The organism is Halopseudomonas nanhaiensis (assembly GCF_020025155.1).
Classification (GTDB): Bacteria; Pseudomonadota; Gammaproteobacteria; order Pseudomonadales; family Pseudomonadaceae; genus Halopseudomonas; species Halopseudomonas nanhaiensis.
In genome coordinates this window covers 1121011-1135138 of record NZ_CP073751.1, presented here as the reverse complement: position 1 = coordinate 1135138, position 14128 = coordinate 1121011, and the positions used below count along the sequence as shown (strand labels likewise).

Below are 14128 nucleotides of genomic sequence, written 5' to 3'. Positions count from 1 at the left end.
TGAACGATGCTGACCCTTAGCCCGGCTGACTGGCTGGCCATCCGCGTCACCCTTAAGCTCTGTCTTTACACCACGCTGCTGCTCATGCTCCTGGCGACACCGCTGGCTCTGTGGCTCGCTGCGGGAACGAGTCGGTTACGCTCGCTGGTGCAGGCGCTGGTCGCATTGCCCCTGGTGCTGCCGCCGACCGTGCTGGGCTTCTACCTGCTGCTCATGCTAGGGCCACACGGGTGGATTGGCAGAACGCTGGAGTCCATCGGGCTGACGCATCTGGCGTTCAGTTTCGAGGGCATTCTGATCGGCTCGGTTATCTACTCGCTCCCCTTCGCCGTACAACCGTTGCAGCAGGCGTTTCGGCAGATGGGCAGACGCCCGCATGAGGTCGCCGCTTCGCTGGGCGCCGGCCCGCTCGATCGCTTCCTGAGCATAACCCTGCCGCTGGCCCGCAACGGTTTCATCATCGCCGCCACCCTGACCTTCGCGCACACCCTGGGGGAATTCGGCGTGATCCTGATGATCGGTGGCAGCATCCCGGGCGAAACGCACGTGCTGTCCACCACCATCTATTCGCATGCCGAGGCGATGAACTACCCCGCCGCGCATCGTCTGTCGCTATTGCTGCTCGGCTGCGCGTTCGCGGTGCTGTCGGTGATCTATCTGGCAGGCAATCGCAAGCCGCCGGTCGTGCAGCCATGACGTTGCGCGTTCAGGCACGACTGCGGCGAACAGGCACCTCGCTCGAGATCGATAGCGAACTGCCCAGCACAGGCGTCACGGCCGTATTCGGCCGTTCCGGTTGCGGCAAGACCAGCCTGCTGCGCATCATCGCGGGTCTCGAGCGCGCCCCGCATGCCGTGGTGCGTTTCAACGATCAGACATGGCAGGCCGGAAACATTTTCGTCCCGCTGGAGCGCCGTCGGGTCGGTCTGGTGTTTCAGGAGTCGTCCCTGCTCCCGCACCTCGGTGTGCGCGAGAATCTGCTGTACGGCTACCAGCGCACCCCGCCCGGGCAACGCAGGATGCCGCCGGATCAGGCGATCGATCTGCTCGCCCTCGAGCCTCTGCTTGAGCGCCGAGCCGATCAGCTATCCGGGGGACAGCGCCAGCGGGTGGCCCTGGGTCGGGCCCTGTTGGCCAGTCCGAATCTGCTGCTGCTCGATGAACCGCTGTCGGCGCTCGACGCTGTAAGCAAGCGGGAAATCCTGCCGTTTCTCGAGCGCTTGGCCGGTGAGGCCGGCGTGCCGATTCTCTACGTCAGCCATGCTGCCCATGAGATCGAGCGCCTGGCCGATCAGGTAGCCCTGATGCAGGATGGCCGGATTACGGTAGTCGAGCCATTGCAACAGGCCCTGGCTCGCCCCGATTCGCCGCTGTTCAGTGATTCCGGGCCGGCGACGGTACTGCTGGGTAACCTCGAATCCGGCCCGCACCCCGACCTTCAGGTGTTCCGCTCGGGCGAGCTCGCGTTGAGGCTGCCGACTCACTCGTGCCAGTCTGCAGGCCCTGTCACCGCGCGGCTGCGTATCGGTGCCCGTGATGTAAGTCTGGCGCTGCAGCGGCCCACCGGAGTGAGCATCCTCAATCAACTGCCCTACACCATCGAGGCGGTGTACCCCGCCACGGACGGTCGGGTCATCGTCAGGGGGCGCCTGATCAGCGGCCAGCCGCTGCTCGCCGAAATCAGCAGCTGGTCAGCGCAGGACCTGGGGCTCGCCGAGGGACAGCGAATATTCGCTCTGGTCAAGGCTGTCTCACTGCTCGATCAGGTACCTCATTAGGTACCTCCATGCTGCCGCTGCGACTACCCCCGCCGTACCCCCTCCTGGGCATGGTTTGACCGAGGTCAAATCACTACGCTGACCGCAGGTTCTCTCGAGGCTGCGACCCCCATGCAACTGCCCACAGACTATCGCGATCAGGTCCTGCGTCAGCCGATGCTGTCGCTGTTCGCCGCGGATATCCAGGCGCGCATTATGGCCGAAGCGCAGTACCGCGATTATCACCCGATGGCGCTGATTTTCCGCCAGAGCGATCCGGCCGAGCGCTTTTTCATGGTGCTGCGCGGCAAGGTCAAGCTGTTTCGCATTTCGGCCGATGGCAAGGAAAAGGTCGTCGAAATCATTCAGGCAGGACAGACCTTCGCCGAGGCGGTCATGTTCCTGCAAAAACCGGTGTACCCAGTCTGCGCGGAAACCCTCGAGCCGGTGCATCTGCTCAGCTTCTCCAACCGTTTGATGCTCGAATGCCTCCAGCAGAACCCGCAGACCTGTCTGCATCTGCTCGGCCATTTGAGCGTGCGCCTGCATCAGCGCCTCGACGAGCTGGAGAACCTCACACTGCAGAACGCAACGCAGCGGTTCGCCCTGTATCTCGTCGCTCAGGTTAAGGACCGCGCGGCCGACGAAGCCGAGCTCGATCTGCTTCTACCGAAAGGGCTGATTGCCGCGCGACTGTCGATCAAGCCCGAGACCCTGTCGCGGGTCATGGCCAGCCTGCGCCAGATGGATCTGATCGAAACCTGCGGCCGCCACATACGCATTCCCAGCATGAGCCGCCTGCTCGACGAGTTTGGCGGCAACCCTGCGTGATCCGGAATTATGCCTGGCGGGCGCTGGCGAGTGCGGCGCTCGCAGTGGGCGCCATCGGCGTCGTGCTTCCGGGGCTGCCGACCGTACCCTTCGTCCTGCTTGCTGCCTGGGCCGGGGCGCGCGGCTGGCCGGACCTGGAACGACGACTGCTGGCTCATCCTCACTTCGGCCCCCTGATCACCGACTGGCGAGACAACCGCGCCGTGCCCCGACGCGCGAAGTACGGCGCGTCTGCGCTGATGACCCTCAGCGTGGTGAGTCTGTGGATCGCACCAGCGCCGCTCTGGCTGCGCTGGGTCCTTACCGGACTCCTGGCAGGGGTCGCCTGCTGGCTTTGGACCCGTCGCGAGCCGGGAACCGAAGAACGGTGATTTGTACCCTGTAGTGGTGGAAACCACCCTTCGCATGCCAAGGTACATTTCACCATGAATGCGAAATAACCTTTTATTTTCAATACTTTACAAAGTGGCATGAAGCTTGATTAGCTCCTGTCGTTATCAACGCATCACGGGAGTAATCATGAACGCCTCTGCCACCGTTGCGCCGCTTGCCGGCTTGCCAACGCCGCATTTCTACCAGCCCTGCGGCAACGAGGTATCGCTTTTCGAACATGCCGATCGTCACGCGTTGCCCGTGCTGATCAAGGGGCCGACCGGCTGCGGCAAGACCCGCTTTGTCCAGCATATGGCCGACAGATTGGGTCGCAAACTGTACACCGTAGCCTGTCACGACGACCTGACCACCGCCGATCTGGTCGGCCGTCACCTGATCGGCAGCAATGGCACGTTCTGGCAGGACGGTCCTCTCACCCGTGCGGTGCGTGAGGGCGCGATCTGCTACCTGGACGAAGTCATCGAGGCGCGCAAGGACATCACGGTCGTGCTCCATCCGCTGGCTGATGATCGCCGCATCCTGCCGCTCGACGCGACCGGCGAATGCCTGGAAGCCGCGCCTGGCTTCATGCTTGTGGTGTCCTACAACCCCGGCTACAGGAACCTGCTCAAAGGTCTCAAACCGAGCACCCGCCAGCGCTTCGTCGCAATGGCGTTCGACTACCCCCCGGCACCGGCCGAGCAGCAGATCATACGCGCCGAATCGGGACTCGATGCCGAGCGGTGTGCACAGCTGGTACGCCTTGGACACGCTCTGCGCCATCTCGGCCAGCATGACCTGGAAGAAGCCCCGTCAACACGACTGCTGATTCATGCCGCACGCATGCTCATGGCCGGACTGGATCCGATCAGCACCTGCCGCGCCTGTCTGGCTCAACCGCTATCCGATGACGCCAGTACCCAGGCGGCGATCATGGACGTGGCGCGCGCCTTCTTCCCCGATCAACCCCTACAGGGCCGTGCGCACTCTGCGCCAGCCTGACCACGTCAGCTGACACATCAGGAGAGACCATCATGTCGGAGCGCTTCACCAAGGGAATGGCTCGCAACATCTACTACGGGGGCGGCATGTTTTTCATGCTGCTTTTCATCGGGCTGACATTCGACACGGTCGTGGCTATCCCTGAACGCGAGAACCGGGATCAGCTGACCGAGGCCGTGGCCCATGGCAAGGAGATCTGGGAGAAGAACAACTGCGTCGGCTGCCATTCGCTGCTCGGCGAAGGCGCCTATTTTGCTCCCGAGCTGGGCAACGTCTTCGTACGCCGCGGCATGGGAAACGAGGAGATCTTCAAGATCTACTTCAAGGCCTGGATGGACGCCATGCCTACCGGTGCACCGGGTCGCAGGCAGATGCCCCAGTTCCACCTGACCGAGCAGGAAGCCAATGATCTGGCCGAATTCCTGATCTGGACTTCACGCATCGATACCAACGAGTGGCCGCCGAACAACGAAGGCTGATTCGCCGAACGCTGTCGGACATACACAAGGATACTGATCATGAAATACGCAACACAGGCGGTGGCGAAGCCCTACTTCGTCTTCGCCATGATTCTCTTCGTCGGGCAGATCGTTTTCGGTCTGATCCTGGGCACGCAATACATCATTGGCGACTTCCTGTTCCCGGAGATTCCGTTCAACGTGGCTCGCATGGTCCACACCAATCTGCTGATCGTCTGGTTGCTGTTCGGTTTCATGGGCGCCACCTATTACCTGGTGCCGGAAGAGGCTCAAACCGAACTGCACAGTCCGCTGCTCGGCTGGATACTGTTCTGGGTCTTCGCCGCAGCCGGTGTGCTGACAATCGTCGGCTACCTGACCGTACCCTACGCAGCGTTGGCCGAGCTGACCCGTAACGAGCTGTTCCCCACCATGGGTCGCGAATTTCTCGAGCAGCCCACCATCACCAAGATAGGCATCGTACTGGTCTGTGTCGGCTTTCTCTATAACATTGGCATGACGCTGCTCAAGGGCCGCAAGACGGTCATCACCATGATCCTGATGACCGGTCTGGTGGGCCTGGCGGTGTTCTTCCTGTTTGCCTTCTACAACCCGAAGTCGTTGACACTGGACAAGTACTTCTGGTGGTGGGTAGTGCACCTGTGGGTAGAGGGCGTCTGGGAGCTGATCCTCGGCAGCATTCTGGCGTTCGTGCTGGTCAAGACCACCGGCGTGGACCGCGAAGTCATCGAGAAGTGGCTGTACCTGATCATCGCCATGGCACTGATCAGCGGCATCCTCGGGACTGGCCACCACTTCTTCTTCATCGGCGCACCGGATTACTGGCTGTGGATCGGCTCGATCTTCTCGGCTGTCGAACCGCTGCCGTTCTTCATGATGATGGTATTTGCCATCAGCATGATCCGTCGCCGCCGCCGCGACCATCCGAACAAGGCCGCGGTGACCTGGGCGCTGGGTTGCACCATCATGGCGTTCCTCGGCGCAGGCGTGTGGGGCTTTCTGCACACTCTGGCCCCGGTCAACTACTACACCCACGGCACCCAGCTGACTGCTGCGCACGGCCACCTCGCGTTCTTCGGCGCTTACGTGATGATCGTGCTGGCGATCATCTCCTATGCCTGGCCCAAGCTGCATGGCCGCGAGGCCAACAGCCCGAAGGCGCAGGCGATCGAGATCGCATCCTGCTGGACCATGTGCATCGGCATGCTTGGCATTACTTTGCTGCTGACCGCAGCCGGCGCGGTACAGGTCTGGCTGCAACGGTTGCCGGAAACCGGTGATGCCATGGGCTACATGGCCACCCAGGACGTACTGATGACCATCTACTGGCTGCGCCTGGCGAGCGGCGTGGTATTCGGCCTCGGCGTGCTGCTCTATCTGTACAGCTTCGTCGCCGCCCGCCAGCCGCTGGCTGACGACACGCCACCGGCCGCCGCACTGGCCTGACTCGGCAGGCAACCCTGCAGGAGCCGACGCGTGCCGGCTCCTGCAACCCTTTACCAGCAAGAGATGACGACCATGGAAGAAGCCGTAGGCATCCGCTGGCACAACTTCATCACCCGCGTCGCCCGCACCGGATTCCCGGCCGCAGCCGTGCAGCTGGATACCGAGGCACCGCGCCTGGCGATGGTATTTCGCGCCTTCGGTGGCGACCCGGCCCTGTCGGTCAAACCCAGCACCGAACGCAGACTGCGCCCGCCACGGGGTTTTCTGCAGAAGATTGCCGGCACCGGTCTGAATCACGCGCTGGCCTGGCGCGACGCTGACACCGTCCGCCTGCCCGAAACGCTGGCCGTGTTTCCGACCCCACAGGCCAACCGTGACCTGTATCTGTGGTTGGTGGCGTTGGCCAGCGAGGCGCCTCAGAGCGTTGTGGAGCAATGGCTGCCCATGAACCAGCGGCTGGTAACCGCCACGCTCGATCGCTACCCAGGGCTGTTGTCGCTGTATAAGCGGCTGGCCGAAGAGGTGGTCATGCTGCGTCGCGAGCATCCGCTGAGCGGTGCGCAGGCGCGGCGCGAGGCCTGTATACAGGCCGCGCTCCTCGAACCGGGCAGTCAGACTGAACTGCCCGGCGCGCCGGGCGATCCATTGCCTGTGCCCTTGTGGCTCTATCCGGCGGACACGGTTCAGGCGCCGGTATCGCGCCGAGACGGGCCGGATGGGACGCCCAGCACGCCTGGTTCGGTGCGCCAGGGCAAGGGCCGCAAGCGCGGCGAGTACGTCGACGATGCCGAAGGACGCGACGGGCTGATCGTGTTTCGCCTGGAGAGCCTGTTTTCCTGGTCGGAATACATTCCTCTTGATCGCTGCGCCGACGACAGCGACGACGACGACGCGCAGAAGGTCGCCGATGACCTGGAGAAACTCAGCCTCTCGCGCAGCGGCCAACCGGGCGCCTCGCGGCTGCGCCTGGACATGGACCTGCCCTCCGCAGCAGAGGACGACATACCGCTTGGCGATGGCGCGCTGTTCCCGGAGTGGGACTGGCGCAAGCAGACCCTTCGCACCCGCCACTGCAGGATCATTCCCTATCTGGCGCGCAACACGCAGCCCTGCGCTCTTCCACCCCGCCTGGCACCGCTGGCGCAACGCCTGCGGTGCCAGTTCGAAGCGCTGCGTCCGCAACGGATTCGCATGAAGCGGCAAACCGCCGGCACCGAACTGGATCTGCAGGCCTGCGTGCACTTCGCCACCGACCGCGTGCTAGGTCGCGCCACGGCCCAGCCGGCGATCTGGCAGAGCGAGCGGCCGGCGCACCGTGACCTCGCTTGCCTGGTTCTCGCCGACCTGTCTCTGTCGACCGAAGCCTGGGCGGACAATGAACATCAGGTCATCGAGGTCATACGTGATGGCCTGCATCTGTTCGGCGAGGCGCTGGATGCCGGAGATGACGCCTTTGCCATGTACGGCTTTTCCTCCCGACGCCGCGACCACGTGCGTTTCAATCTCATCAAGAATTTTGCCGAGCCCTGGGGCGACCCGGTACGCGGCCGCATACAGGATCTCAGACCGGGGTACTACACCCGCATGGGCGCAGCCATACGCCAGGCCACCGAGATACTCAAGGACCAGCCCGCCGAGCAACGCCTGTTGCTGATGCTGACCGACGGCAAGCCGAATGATCTGGATATCTATGAAGGTCGTTACGGTATGGAAGACACCCGGCATGCGCTGGTGGAAGCCCGGCGTGCCGGCGTCGAGCCGTTCTGCGTGACCATCGACCAGCAGGCGTCGGATTATCTGCCCTACCTGTTCGGGCAGCAGCGCTACCAGTTGATCCATCAGGCCAGCGAACTGCCCGAGCTGTTGCCGAAGCTGTACCTGCTGTTAACCGGACGCACGCCATGAACCAGACACCCCGAGCCTACCTGTCGCGCCGTGCTGCCGCCGAACCTCGCCTGCCGGGTGATCTGGCCATGTGGATTTTCATCCTCGCCGAATTATTGGTGTTCGGCATCCTGATCATCGCCATGGCCCATGCGCGACAGCGGGGGCCGGACATGTTCAGCGCCGGCGTTGCCACGCTGCATCCGGTGGCAGGGCTGGCCAATACGCTGCTCCTGCTTACCGGCAGTTACTTCGTCGCCCGCGGGGTAGCTGGCGCGGCCTCCCCGACGCCCCGTATCAGCCGCTGCTTCGTTCTCGGTGCGCTGTGCGGTGCAGCCTATGTGCTCGTCAAGATCAGCGAATACGTGCTGTTGTTTCGCGCGGGCTACAACCTGCGGACCGACACCTTCTATTTCTTCTACTTCTTCACCACGTTCTTCCACCTGGCCCATGTGCTGCTAGGCATGGTCATCCTGCTGTGCGTAGCTCACCGTAGCCGCGCAGGCGCCTATACGCAGCCCGGCCAGGCATTGTCGGCACGTGAATCGGCGGCAAGCTACTGGCATATGGTCGATCTGGTGTGGCTGGTGCTATTCCCCCTATTGTATGTCCTGCCATGAGGGAACAATGAAACGACGTCTTCGTATCGTCTGGCTGGCTCTGCTGATACTGACACTTGTCGGGTGGTGGCTTGGACACAGCGCGACCGGCGCCGGCCTGGAGCTGGCCATACTCGCACTCACTGTGCTGAAAGGTCAGTGGCTGATCGACCGGTTCATGGACCTGCGCCACGCCCCGAGCCTGTTCCGGCTGCTGGTCAGTGGCTGGTTGATCGCAGTGATCAGCGCGGTGGGACTGTTGAGTCTGTGATGCCAGCAGCAGGCCTGTCGGCCTGGCTGGCGCGTTCTGCTCAGGCAATGCTCACTGGCGCTCGCATTCAAGGACCGCGATAGGGCCGCCTTCGGTGTACTTGCCGGGCACCTTCATGACTACGCGACTATTTGGCTCCAGCAGTTCGGTTGGCGTGCGCTCGTGCTGCTCCGGCAGCGCGGTGAACTCGCACAGCACGCGTTCGTTGCTGTTGTTGGTGACAGTGACTGCCGGCGTGCCTGTCAGATCGACCTTTTCACTGGACACACCCTCAACACCCAACGGCTCCCACTGGATATCGAGTCCGTTGAATTCGGTGACGATCTCGATGGACTGGCTCGCATCCTGGCTGGCCAGGACGACCGGCGCGACAAGCACGATACCGACCGCGCATAGTAGACGTTTCATCTCGTTCCCCTGCATGGCTTGCGTTACAGGTTGGAGGAACATGAGGTTCGGAAGTTCGCTCGCACGGTGCGAGCACCATGCAAACGCCGCTCAGCCGCCGCTGGCGTTCATGAACCGCAGCACCTGCACGTCGCCGTTGGAGGCAAACTCATGGCGTGCGGGCTTGCGTTGCAGAGCACCGTGGAGTGCCTTGAGCAGTGGCTCGTCAGTGGTGGGATGGCGGCGTACCAGCGCGCGCATGTCGATGGAGTTCTCGTGCCCCAGGCACAGCAGCAGACGCCCTTCGGCGGTCATGCGCACGCGGTTGCAGGTCGAGCAGAAATTGTGTGAATGCGGAGAAATGAAGCCTACGCGGCTGTCCGGATGGCCTTCGATCCGCGCGTAACGCGCCGGGCCGCCCGTATTCTCTGTGCTGTCGATCAGGTTGTAGCGCTGGCCGATCAGCGTACGCACCTCATCGCTGGAGCAGAACGCTTCTCCGCGGGACCGGCCGACATGGCCGAGGGGCATTTCTTCAATGAAGCTGATGTCCAGTCCGCGCTGAACCGCGTAGTCGACCAGATCGGGCACTTCATCGGCGTTACGCCCCTTCATGACCACGACATTCAGTTTGACCGAAGCGAAGCCAGCGCGGCGGGCGGCCTCGATGCCGTCCAGAACCTGATGCAGATCCCCGGTGCGGGTAATCGCGCGGAATTTGACCGGGTTCAGACTATCCAGGCTGATGTTGAGCCGCTTGACGCCGGCATCGGCCAGTGGTTGTGCCAGCTTGACCAGTTGCGAGCCGTTGGTGGTCATGACCAGTTCCCTGAGGCCCGGCAATGCGGCGATATCCTGGCACAGGCCGACGATGCCGCGGCGTACCAGCGGCTCACCGCCGGTGAGGCGGATCTTCTTCACGCCCTGCTCGACGAACAGTTTTGCCAGGCGGGCAATTTCCTCGAGGCCGAGAATCTGCTGCCGCGGCAAAAAGGTCATTTCCTCGGCCATGCAATACACACAGCGAAAGTCGCAGCGATCGGTCACCGACATGCGCAGGTAATCGACGCGCCGGCCCAGTCCGTCCAGCAGTTGTGTCTCGGCCATGGCCTGTGCTCCCGTTATTGCATCAGCGGAGAAGTCGCTCCGCGCAGGACGATACCGTCTATGTCTGCTTCACCAATGAGGGTTTCGAGATACTGTACCACGGCCTTGTTCCACACCCGGTCGGACAAATCCGCGGCAATCGCCTCGCGCACCATCTCGAAGGGCAGCCTGCGCCCTTCGATGCGCATGTCGACGTGGACTACATGAAAGCCGTAACGCGATTCAAGCGGTTGCCCGGCAAGGCCTTCAGGTAGACGCATCAGCTGCCGTTCGAACTCCGGTACCGTCTGCCCTACACTGATCTGCCCCAACTCCCCGCCCTGCTCCTTCGACGGACAGGCCGAGTGCCTGCGGGCCAGTTCGGCGAAGCGATCAGGCCAGCGCCTGAGCTCGTCTATGACGGCCAACGCCTGTTCGCGCAGGTGGCTGCGAGCAACCACGTCATCCGGCGCGGCGGCAAACAGGATATGCCGCAGGGCGACCAGCGGGGCGCTGGTGAACCGCTCCGGATTGGCTTCGTACACCTGTCGCAGGCTCGCATCGTCAGCCGCAGGCAGTTTCACTTCGGTCTCGATCAGCGTGCGGATCAACGCCTCCTCATCGCTTTCGTCCGATCCAGGACGGGCCTCTATATTCAACTCCGCTGCGCGCTGCTCGAGCAACTCGCGAATCACCAGTGCCTGCGCGGCGAGGTACACGGCGTCATCGCGGCTGTCCGCGGGGTGATACTGCATTTCATGGGCGATGTCGCGCGGGTCGAGATCGACCCCGTTGATGCGCACCCGCGGCCACTCGGGCTTTTCGCTGGTAGCGATGATGGCTGCACTGTTCATGTTCATGTCCTCGCTAGGATGGCGCGCCAGGATCAATCCTGACGCGGAGCCTCGGTAACCGGCTGTGTGCCCATGCCGCCGACCGCTGCACCAGGACCGACTGCCGGAGCCGGCCTGACTGGAGCGGAAGGACGGGATGGCTGATACGCGGCTCTGCTGCTGGTCGCGGAGCGCGCTTTGGTGCGCACGCCGCTCTTGAGTCGGACGATCTGATAGCGGCGCCCCAGATACCACACCGGCGCACTGACTACGTGAACCAGACGGGTGAAGGGGAACAACACGAACAGGGTGATCCCGAGAAACACGTGCAGTTTGTAGGCCAGACCCACCGGCTCGATGCTCGCTGCGGCCAGCACGGGCTGGAAAGTCACTATCTGCTGCGCCCAGTTGGCCAGCAGTACCATCTGCGAGCCGTCCATGTGCGCGGTGGAGACATAGATAGTGAACAACCCCAGCAGCAACTGCACCAGCAGCACCCACAGAATCACGATGTCGGAGGTGCTGGACTGCGCACGCACACGCGGGTCGGTCATCCGTCTCCAGATCAGCATCGACAGCCCGACCAGGCACAGCAGACCAAAGAAGCCACCGACCAGCATCGCCATTAGCTGCTTGTGCTCGTAGCTGAGCCAGCGGTGATAGACCGCTGACGGCGTCAGCAGCCCGACAAAATGGCCGGCCAGGACAGCGATGATGCCCACATGAAACAGGTTGCTGGCCAGACGCATATTGCGGTTGGCCATCAGCTGGCTGGAGCCGGCCTTCCAGGTGTACTGCGAGAGATCGAAGCGCGCCCAGCTGCCGATGATCAGCACGGCCAGCGCCATGTAGGGATACACCCCGAACAGCATGAGATTGATATTGGACATGATGGTCTCCTATGCCCGGCGCGCTGGCTGGGCATTGTCGTTGAAATCAACCCAGTGAACCGGCACCGCGACGTCCTCACGGGCCCGGACGTTCGCCGGACGGGTACCACAGGCGGCAGTGCTGTCGCCGTTGAGGAAGGTCACCTGCTCTTCCTCCCATTCCTTGTCCAGCGCTTCCAGGCTGTTGTCCGGCTGTTCCGCGGCAATCTGCGCACGCACGTCTTCCATGACACGGGACGGCTCGCAACCGGCTATCTGCAGCAGAGCGGTGAAGCAGGCGGCGTAGTCGGATGAGCGCTCGGTCAGACGCGAGGCCAGCAGAGCGAGCAGATGGGCGACATCGGCCAGACCTTCGCGCGCCTCGATCGATTCGCGGGTAGCCAGATACTCCAGATACAGCGGAATGTAATCGGGCAGCTCGCGGACGCCGATGGCGAATCCGGCGGCGTCGTACTGCGCCATCAGATCGACCATGGCCTGGCCGCGATCGCGCGACTCGCCATGCACATGCTCGAACAGCAGCAGCGACAGGTAGCGGCCGCGCTCGAACAGCTCGGTGTAGTGCTCCTGCACATCGAGCACATCCGACCCGGCCAGCTGGTCGAGCAGGCCGGTCAGCGCCTGGCGTTGCTCGGGACTGATCTCGCGCGCCGCGGCGATGGCTGCGCGTAGCTCATCCTCAGCGGCGAGGAGTTCGGCGGTCGGATAATCGAGTAACAGTGAAATCACCTTGAGAATCTGCATGATCAGTCCTCCCACAGTTGTACGGTTTGCAGCACGTCGCGGCGATTGGCCTTCTTCGCGCCAAACATGTTGGTGTCGGAGCTGCCCGAGCAGCCGCTGCCGAAGCTGAAACCGCAACCGTTACGCTCGGCGAACACTTCGCTCATGGCTTCTTCGCGGTGTGCGGTCGGGATCACGAAACGGTCTTCGTAGTTGGCGATCGCCAGGTAGCGATACATGTCCTCGGCCAGCGCACGGGTCAGACCCACGTCTTCCAGGACCTTGAGGTTTTCCACCCCGTCGACCTGCTGCGAGCGCTTGTAAACCCGCATCGCCAGCAGGCGCTTGAGGGCCAGCTTGACCGGCTCCTCGTCGCCTGCGGTGAGCAGGTTGGCCAGGTAACGCAGTGGAATGCGCAGGCTGTCCACGTCAGGCAGGATGCCGTTCATGGCGACCTTCCCCGCTTCGGCGGCGTTCTGAATCGGCGACAGCGGCGGCACATACCACACCATCGGCAGCGTGCGATATTCCGGATGGAGCGGCAGCGCCAGCTTCCAGTCCACCGCCAGCTTGTAGACGGGCGACTGCTGCGCCGCCTCGATCACCGACATCGGCACGCCATCTTCCAGTGCCTGGCGGATCACCTCAGGATCATTCGGATCGAGGAACAGGCTCAGCTGGCCTTCGTAGAGATCCTGCTCACTGGGCAGGCTCGCTACCTCGTGGATGCGGTCGGCGTCATACAGAAGCACCCCGAGGTAACGGATGCGACCTACGCAGGTTTCCGAACACACCGTCGGCATGCCCGCTTCGATGCGCGGATAACAGAAGATGCACTTCTCGGACTTGCCGCTCTTCCAGTTGAAGTAGATTTTCTTGTACGGGCAGCCGCTGATGCACATGCGCCAGCCGCGGCACTTCTCCTGGTCGATCAGGACGATGCCGTCTTCCTCACGCTTGTAGATCGCACCGCTCGGACAGGCCGCCGCACAGGTCGGATTCAGGCAGTGCTCGCAGAGCCGCGGCAGATACATCATGAAGGTGTTTTCGTACTCCCCGTAGATGTCCGCCTGCACCTGATCGAAGTTCTTGTCCTTGCGCCGCTTGGCGAATTCGGTACCGAGGATCTCTTCCCAGTTCGGGCCCCACTCGATCTTCTCCATGCGCTTGCCGGAAATCGCCGAGCGCGGCCGCGCGGTTGGTTGATGCGCCACCTCCGGTGAGGTGTGCAGGTTCTGGTAATCGAAGTCGAACGGCTCGTAGTAGTCGTCGATGGTCGGCATGTCCGGGTTGGCGAAGATGTTCGCCAGCACGCGGAACTTGCCGCCGATGCGCGGGTTGATCGAGCCATCCTTGTTGCGTACCCAGCCGCCCTTCCACTTGGTCTGGTTTTCCCAGTCCTTCGGGTAGCCGATGCCGGGCTTGGTCTCGACGTTGTTGAACCAGGCGTATTCCATGCCTTCGCGGCTGGTCCAGACGTTCTTGCAGGTGACCGAACAGGTATGGCAGCCAATGCACTTGTCCAGATTCAGTACCATGCCCACTTGTGAACGAATTTTCATGGCTGT

Annotated in this window: 16 protein-coding genes; 10 read left to right on the top strand and 6 right to left on the bottom strand. The window is 62.8% G+C overall.

Annotated features, from left to right (window positions below):
- Positions 1 to 9 precede the first annotated feature (9 nt).
- From modB to KEM63_RS05130, 10 genes are all read left to right on the top strand, one after another.
- Positions 10 to 696: a molybdate ABC transporter permease subunit gene (gene modB / locus KEM63_RS05175; RefSeq protein WP_223655820.1), complete on the top strand. Its 687-nt coding sequence runs from the start codon at positions 10 to 12 to the stop codon at positions 694 to 696.
- Positions 693 to 1778 carry a molybdenum ABC transporter ATP-binding protein gene (gene modC, locus KEM63_RS05170; protein WP_223655135.1) on the top strand — a complete coding sequence of 362 codons (1086 nt, stop codon included), beginning with the start codon at positions 693 to 695 and terminating at the stop codon, positions 1776 to 1778. The genes modB and modC overlap by 4 nt, the downstream gene beginning before the upstream one ends.
- A gap of 111 nt (positions 1779 to 1889) precedes the next feature.
- Entirely contained in the window at positions 1890 to 2588 is a 699-nt protein-coding gene (locus KEM63_RS05165; protein ID WP_223655134.1) for a Crp/Fnr family transcriptional regulator, read from the top strand.
- Positions 2585 to 2959: a YbaN family protein gene (locus KEM63_RS05160; RefSeq protein WP_223655133.1), complete on the top strand. Its 375-nt coding sequence runs from the start codon at positions 2585 to 2587 to the stop codon at positions 2957 to 2959. The genes KEM63_RS05165 and KEM63_RS05160 overlap by 4 nt, the downstream gene beginning before the upstream one ends.
- Before the next feature lie 148 nt (positions 2960 to 3107).
- Positions 3108 to 3962 (top strand): CbbQ/NirQ/NorQ/GpvN family protein, encoded by an 855-nt coding sequence (locus KEM63_RS05155; protein WP_223655132.1) that lies wholly within the window; start codon positions 3108 to 3110, stop codon positions 3960 to 3962.
- A gap of 32 nt (positions 3963 to 3994) precedes the next feature.
- Positions 3995 to 4441, top strand: a complete 447-nt coding sequence (locus tag KEM63_RS05150) for a c-type cytochrome (RefSeq protein ID WP_223655131.1) — start codon at positions 3995 to 3997, stop codon at positions 4439 to 4441.
- Between the two features lie 39 nt (positions 4442 to 4480).
- Entirely contained in the window at positions 4481 to 5887 is a 1407-nt protein-coding gene (locus tag KEM63_RS05145; RefSeq protein ID WP_223655130.1) for a cbb3-type cytochrome c oxidase subunit I, read from the top strand.
- A 30-nt stretch (positions 5888 to 5917) separates the two neighbouring features.
- Positions 5918 to 7792, top strand: a complete 1875-nt coding sequence (locus tag KEM63_RS05140; RefSeq protein ID WP_223655129.1) for a nitric oxide reductase activation protein NorD — start codon at positions 5918 to 5920, stop codon at positions 7790 to 7792.
- Positions 7789 to 8391, top strand: a complete 603-nt coding sequence (locus KEM63_RS05135; RefSeq protein WP_223655128.1) for a cytochrome c oxidase subunit 3 — start codon at positions 7789 to 7791, stop codon at positions 8389 to 8391. Before KEM63_RS05140 ends, KEM63_RS05135 begins: the two co-directional genes overlap by 4 nt.
- Before the next feature lie 7 nt (positions 8392 to 8398).
- Positions 8399 to 8641 (top strand): cytochrome C oxidase subunit IV family protein, encoded by a 243-nt coding sequence (locus KEM63_RS05130; protein WP_223655127.1) that lies wholly within the window; start codon positions 8399 to 8401, stop codon positions 8639 to 8641.
- 51 nt (positions 8642 to 8692) lie between these two features.
- Here the strand turns inward: KEM63_RS05130 and KEM63_RS05125 are convergent, their stop codons facing one another.
- From KEM63_RS05125 to narH, 6 genes are all read right to left on the bottom strand, one after another.
- A complete protein-coding gene (locus KEM63_RS05125) occupies positions 8693 to 9049 on the bottom strand; it encodes a hypothetical protein (protein WP_223655126.1) in 357 nt (118 codons plus the stop codon).
- A 90-nt stretch (positions 9050 to 9139) separates the two neighbouring features.
- Positions 9140 to 10135, bottom strand: coding sequence for a GTP 3',8-cyclase MoaA (gene moaA / locus KEM63_RS05120; RefSeq protein ID WP_223655125.1), 996 nt, complete (start codon positions 10133 to 10135; stop codon positions 9140 to 9142).
- 14 nt (positions 10136 to 10149) lie between these two features.
- Positions 10150 to 10968, bottom strand: a complete 819-nt coding sequence (locus KEM63_RS05115; protein WP_223655124.1) for a peptidylprolyl isomerase — start codon at positions 10966 to 10968, stop codon at positions 10150 to 10152.
- 32 nt (positions 10969 to 11000) lie between these two features.
- Positions 11001 to 11837 carry a respiratory nitrate reductase subunit gamma gene (gene narI / locus KEM63_RS05110; protein ID WP_223655123.1) on the bottom strand — a complete coding sequence of 279 codons (837 nt, stop codon included), beginning with the start codon at positions 11835 to 11837 and terminating at the stop codon, positions 11001 to 11003.
- Between the two features lie 9 nt (positions 11838 to 11846).
- The gene (gene narJ / locus KEM63_RS05105; protein WP_223655122.1) at positions 11847 to 12581 is read right to left on the bottom strand and encodes a nitrate reductase molybdenum cofactor assembly chaperone; all 735 of its coding nucleotides are present in this window, start codon (positions 12579 to 12581) and stop codon (positions 11847 to 11849) included.
- A 2-nt stretch (positions 12582 to 12583) separates the two neighbouring features.
- Complete coding sequence (gene narH, locus KEM63_RS05100) at positions 12584 to 14122, bottom strand: nitrate reductase subunit beta (protein ID WP_223655121.1); 1539 nt, start codon at positions 14120 to 14122, stop codon at positions 12584 to 12586.
- Between the last annotated feature and the right edge of the window lie 6 nt (positions 14123 to 14128).

What these genes read in the sequence shown, in the direction of transcription:
- KEM63_RS05155 (WP_223655132.1), top strand. Translation starts at nt 3,108, where the DNA reads ATGAACGCCTCTGCCACCGTTGCGCCGCTTGCCGGCTTGCCAACGCCG.
- KEM63_RS05150 (WP_223655131.1), top strand. Translation starts at nt 3,995, where the DNA reads ATGTCGGAGCGCTTCACCAAGGGAATGGCTCGCAACATCTACTACGGG.
- narH (WP_223655121.1), bottom strand. Translation starts at nt 14,122, where the DNA reads ATGAAAATTCGTTCACAAGTGGGCATGGTACTGAATCTGGACAAGTGC.
- narJ (WP_223655122.1), bottom strand. Translation starts at nt 12,581, where the DNA reads ATGCAGATTCTCAAGGTGATTTCACTGTTACTCGATTATCCGACCGCC.
- moaA (WP_223655125.1), bottom strand. Translation starts at nt 10,135, where the DNA reads ATGGCCGAGACACAACTGCTGGACGGACTGGGCCGGCGCGTCGATTAC.
- narI (WP_223655123.1), bottom strand. Translation starts at nt 11,837, where the DNA reads ATGTCCAATATCAATCTCATGCTGTTCGGGGTGTATCCCTACATGGCG.
- KEM63_RS05115 (WP_223655124.1), bottom strand. Translation starts at nt 10,968, where the DNA reads ATGAACAGTGCAGCCATCATCGCTACCAGCGAAAAGCCCGAGTGGCCG.
- KEM63_RS05130 (WP_223655127.1), top strand. Translation starts at nt 8,399, where the DNA reads ATGAAACGACGTCTTCGTATCGTCTGGCTGGCTCTGCTGATACTGACA.
- KEM63_RS05165 (WP_223655134.1), top strand. Translation starts at nt 1,890, where the DNA reads ATGCAACTGCCCACAGACTATCGCGATCAGGTCCTGCGTCAGCCGATG.
- KEM63_RS05145 (WP_223655130.1), top strand. Translation starts at nt 4,481, where the DNA reads ATGAAATACGCAACACAGGCGGTGGCGAAGCCCTACTTCGTCTTCGCC.
- KEM63_RS05135 (WP_223655128.1), top strand. Translation starts at nt 7,789, where the DNA reads ATGAACCAGACACCCCGAGCCTACCTGTCGCGCCGTGCTGCCGCCGAA.
- KEM63_RS05125 (WP_223655126.1), bottom strand. Translation starts at nt 9,049, where the DNA reads ATGAAACGTCTACTATGCGCGGTCGGTATCGTGCTTGTCGCGCCGGTC.
- modC (WP_223655135.1), top strand. Translation starts at nt 693, where the DNA reads ATGACGTTGCGCGTTCAGGCACGACTGCGGCGAACAGGCACCTCGCTC.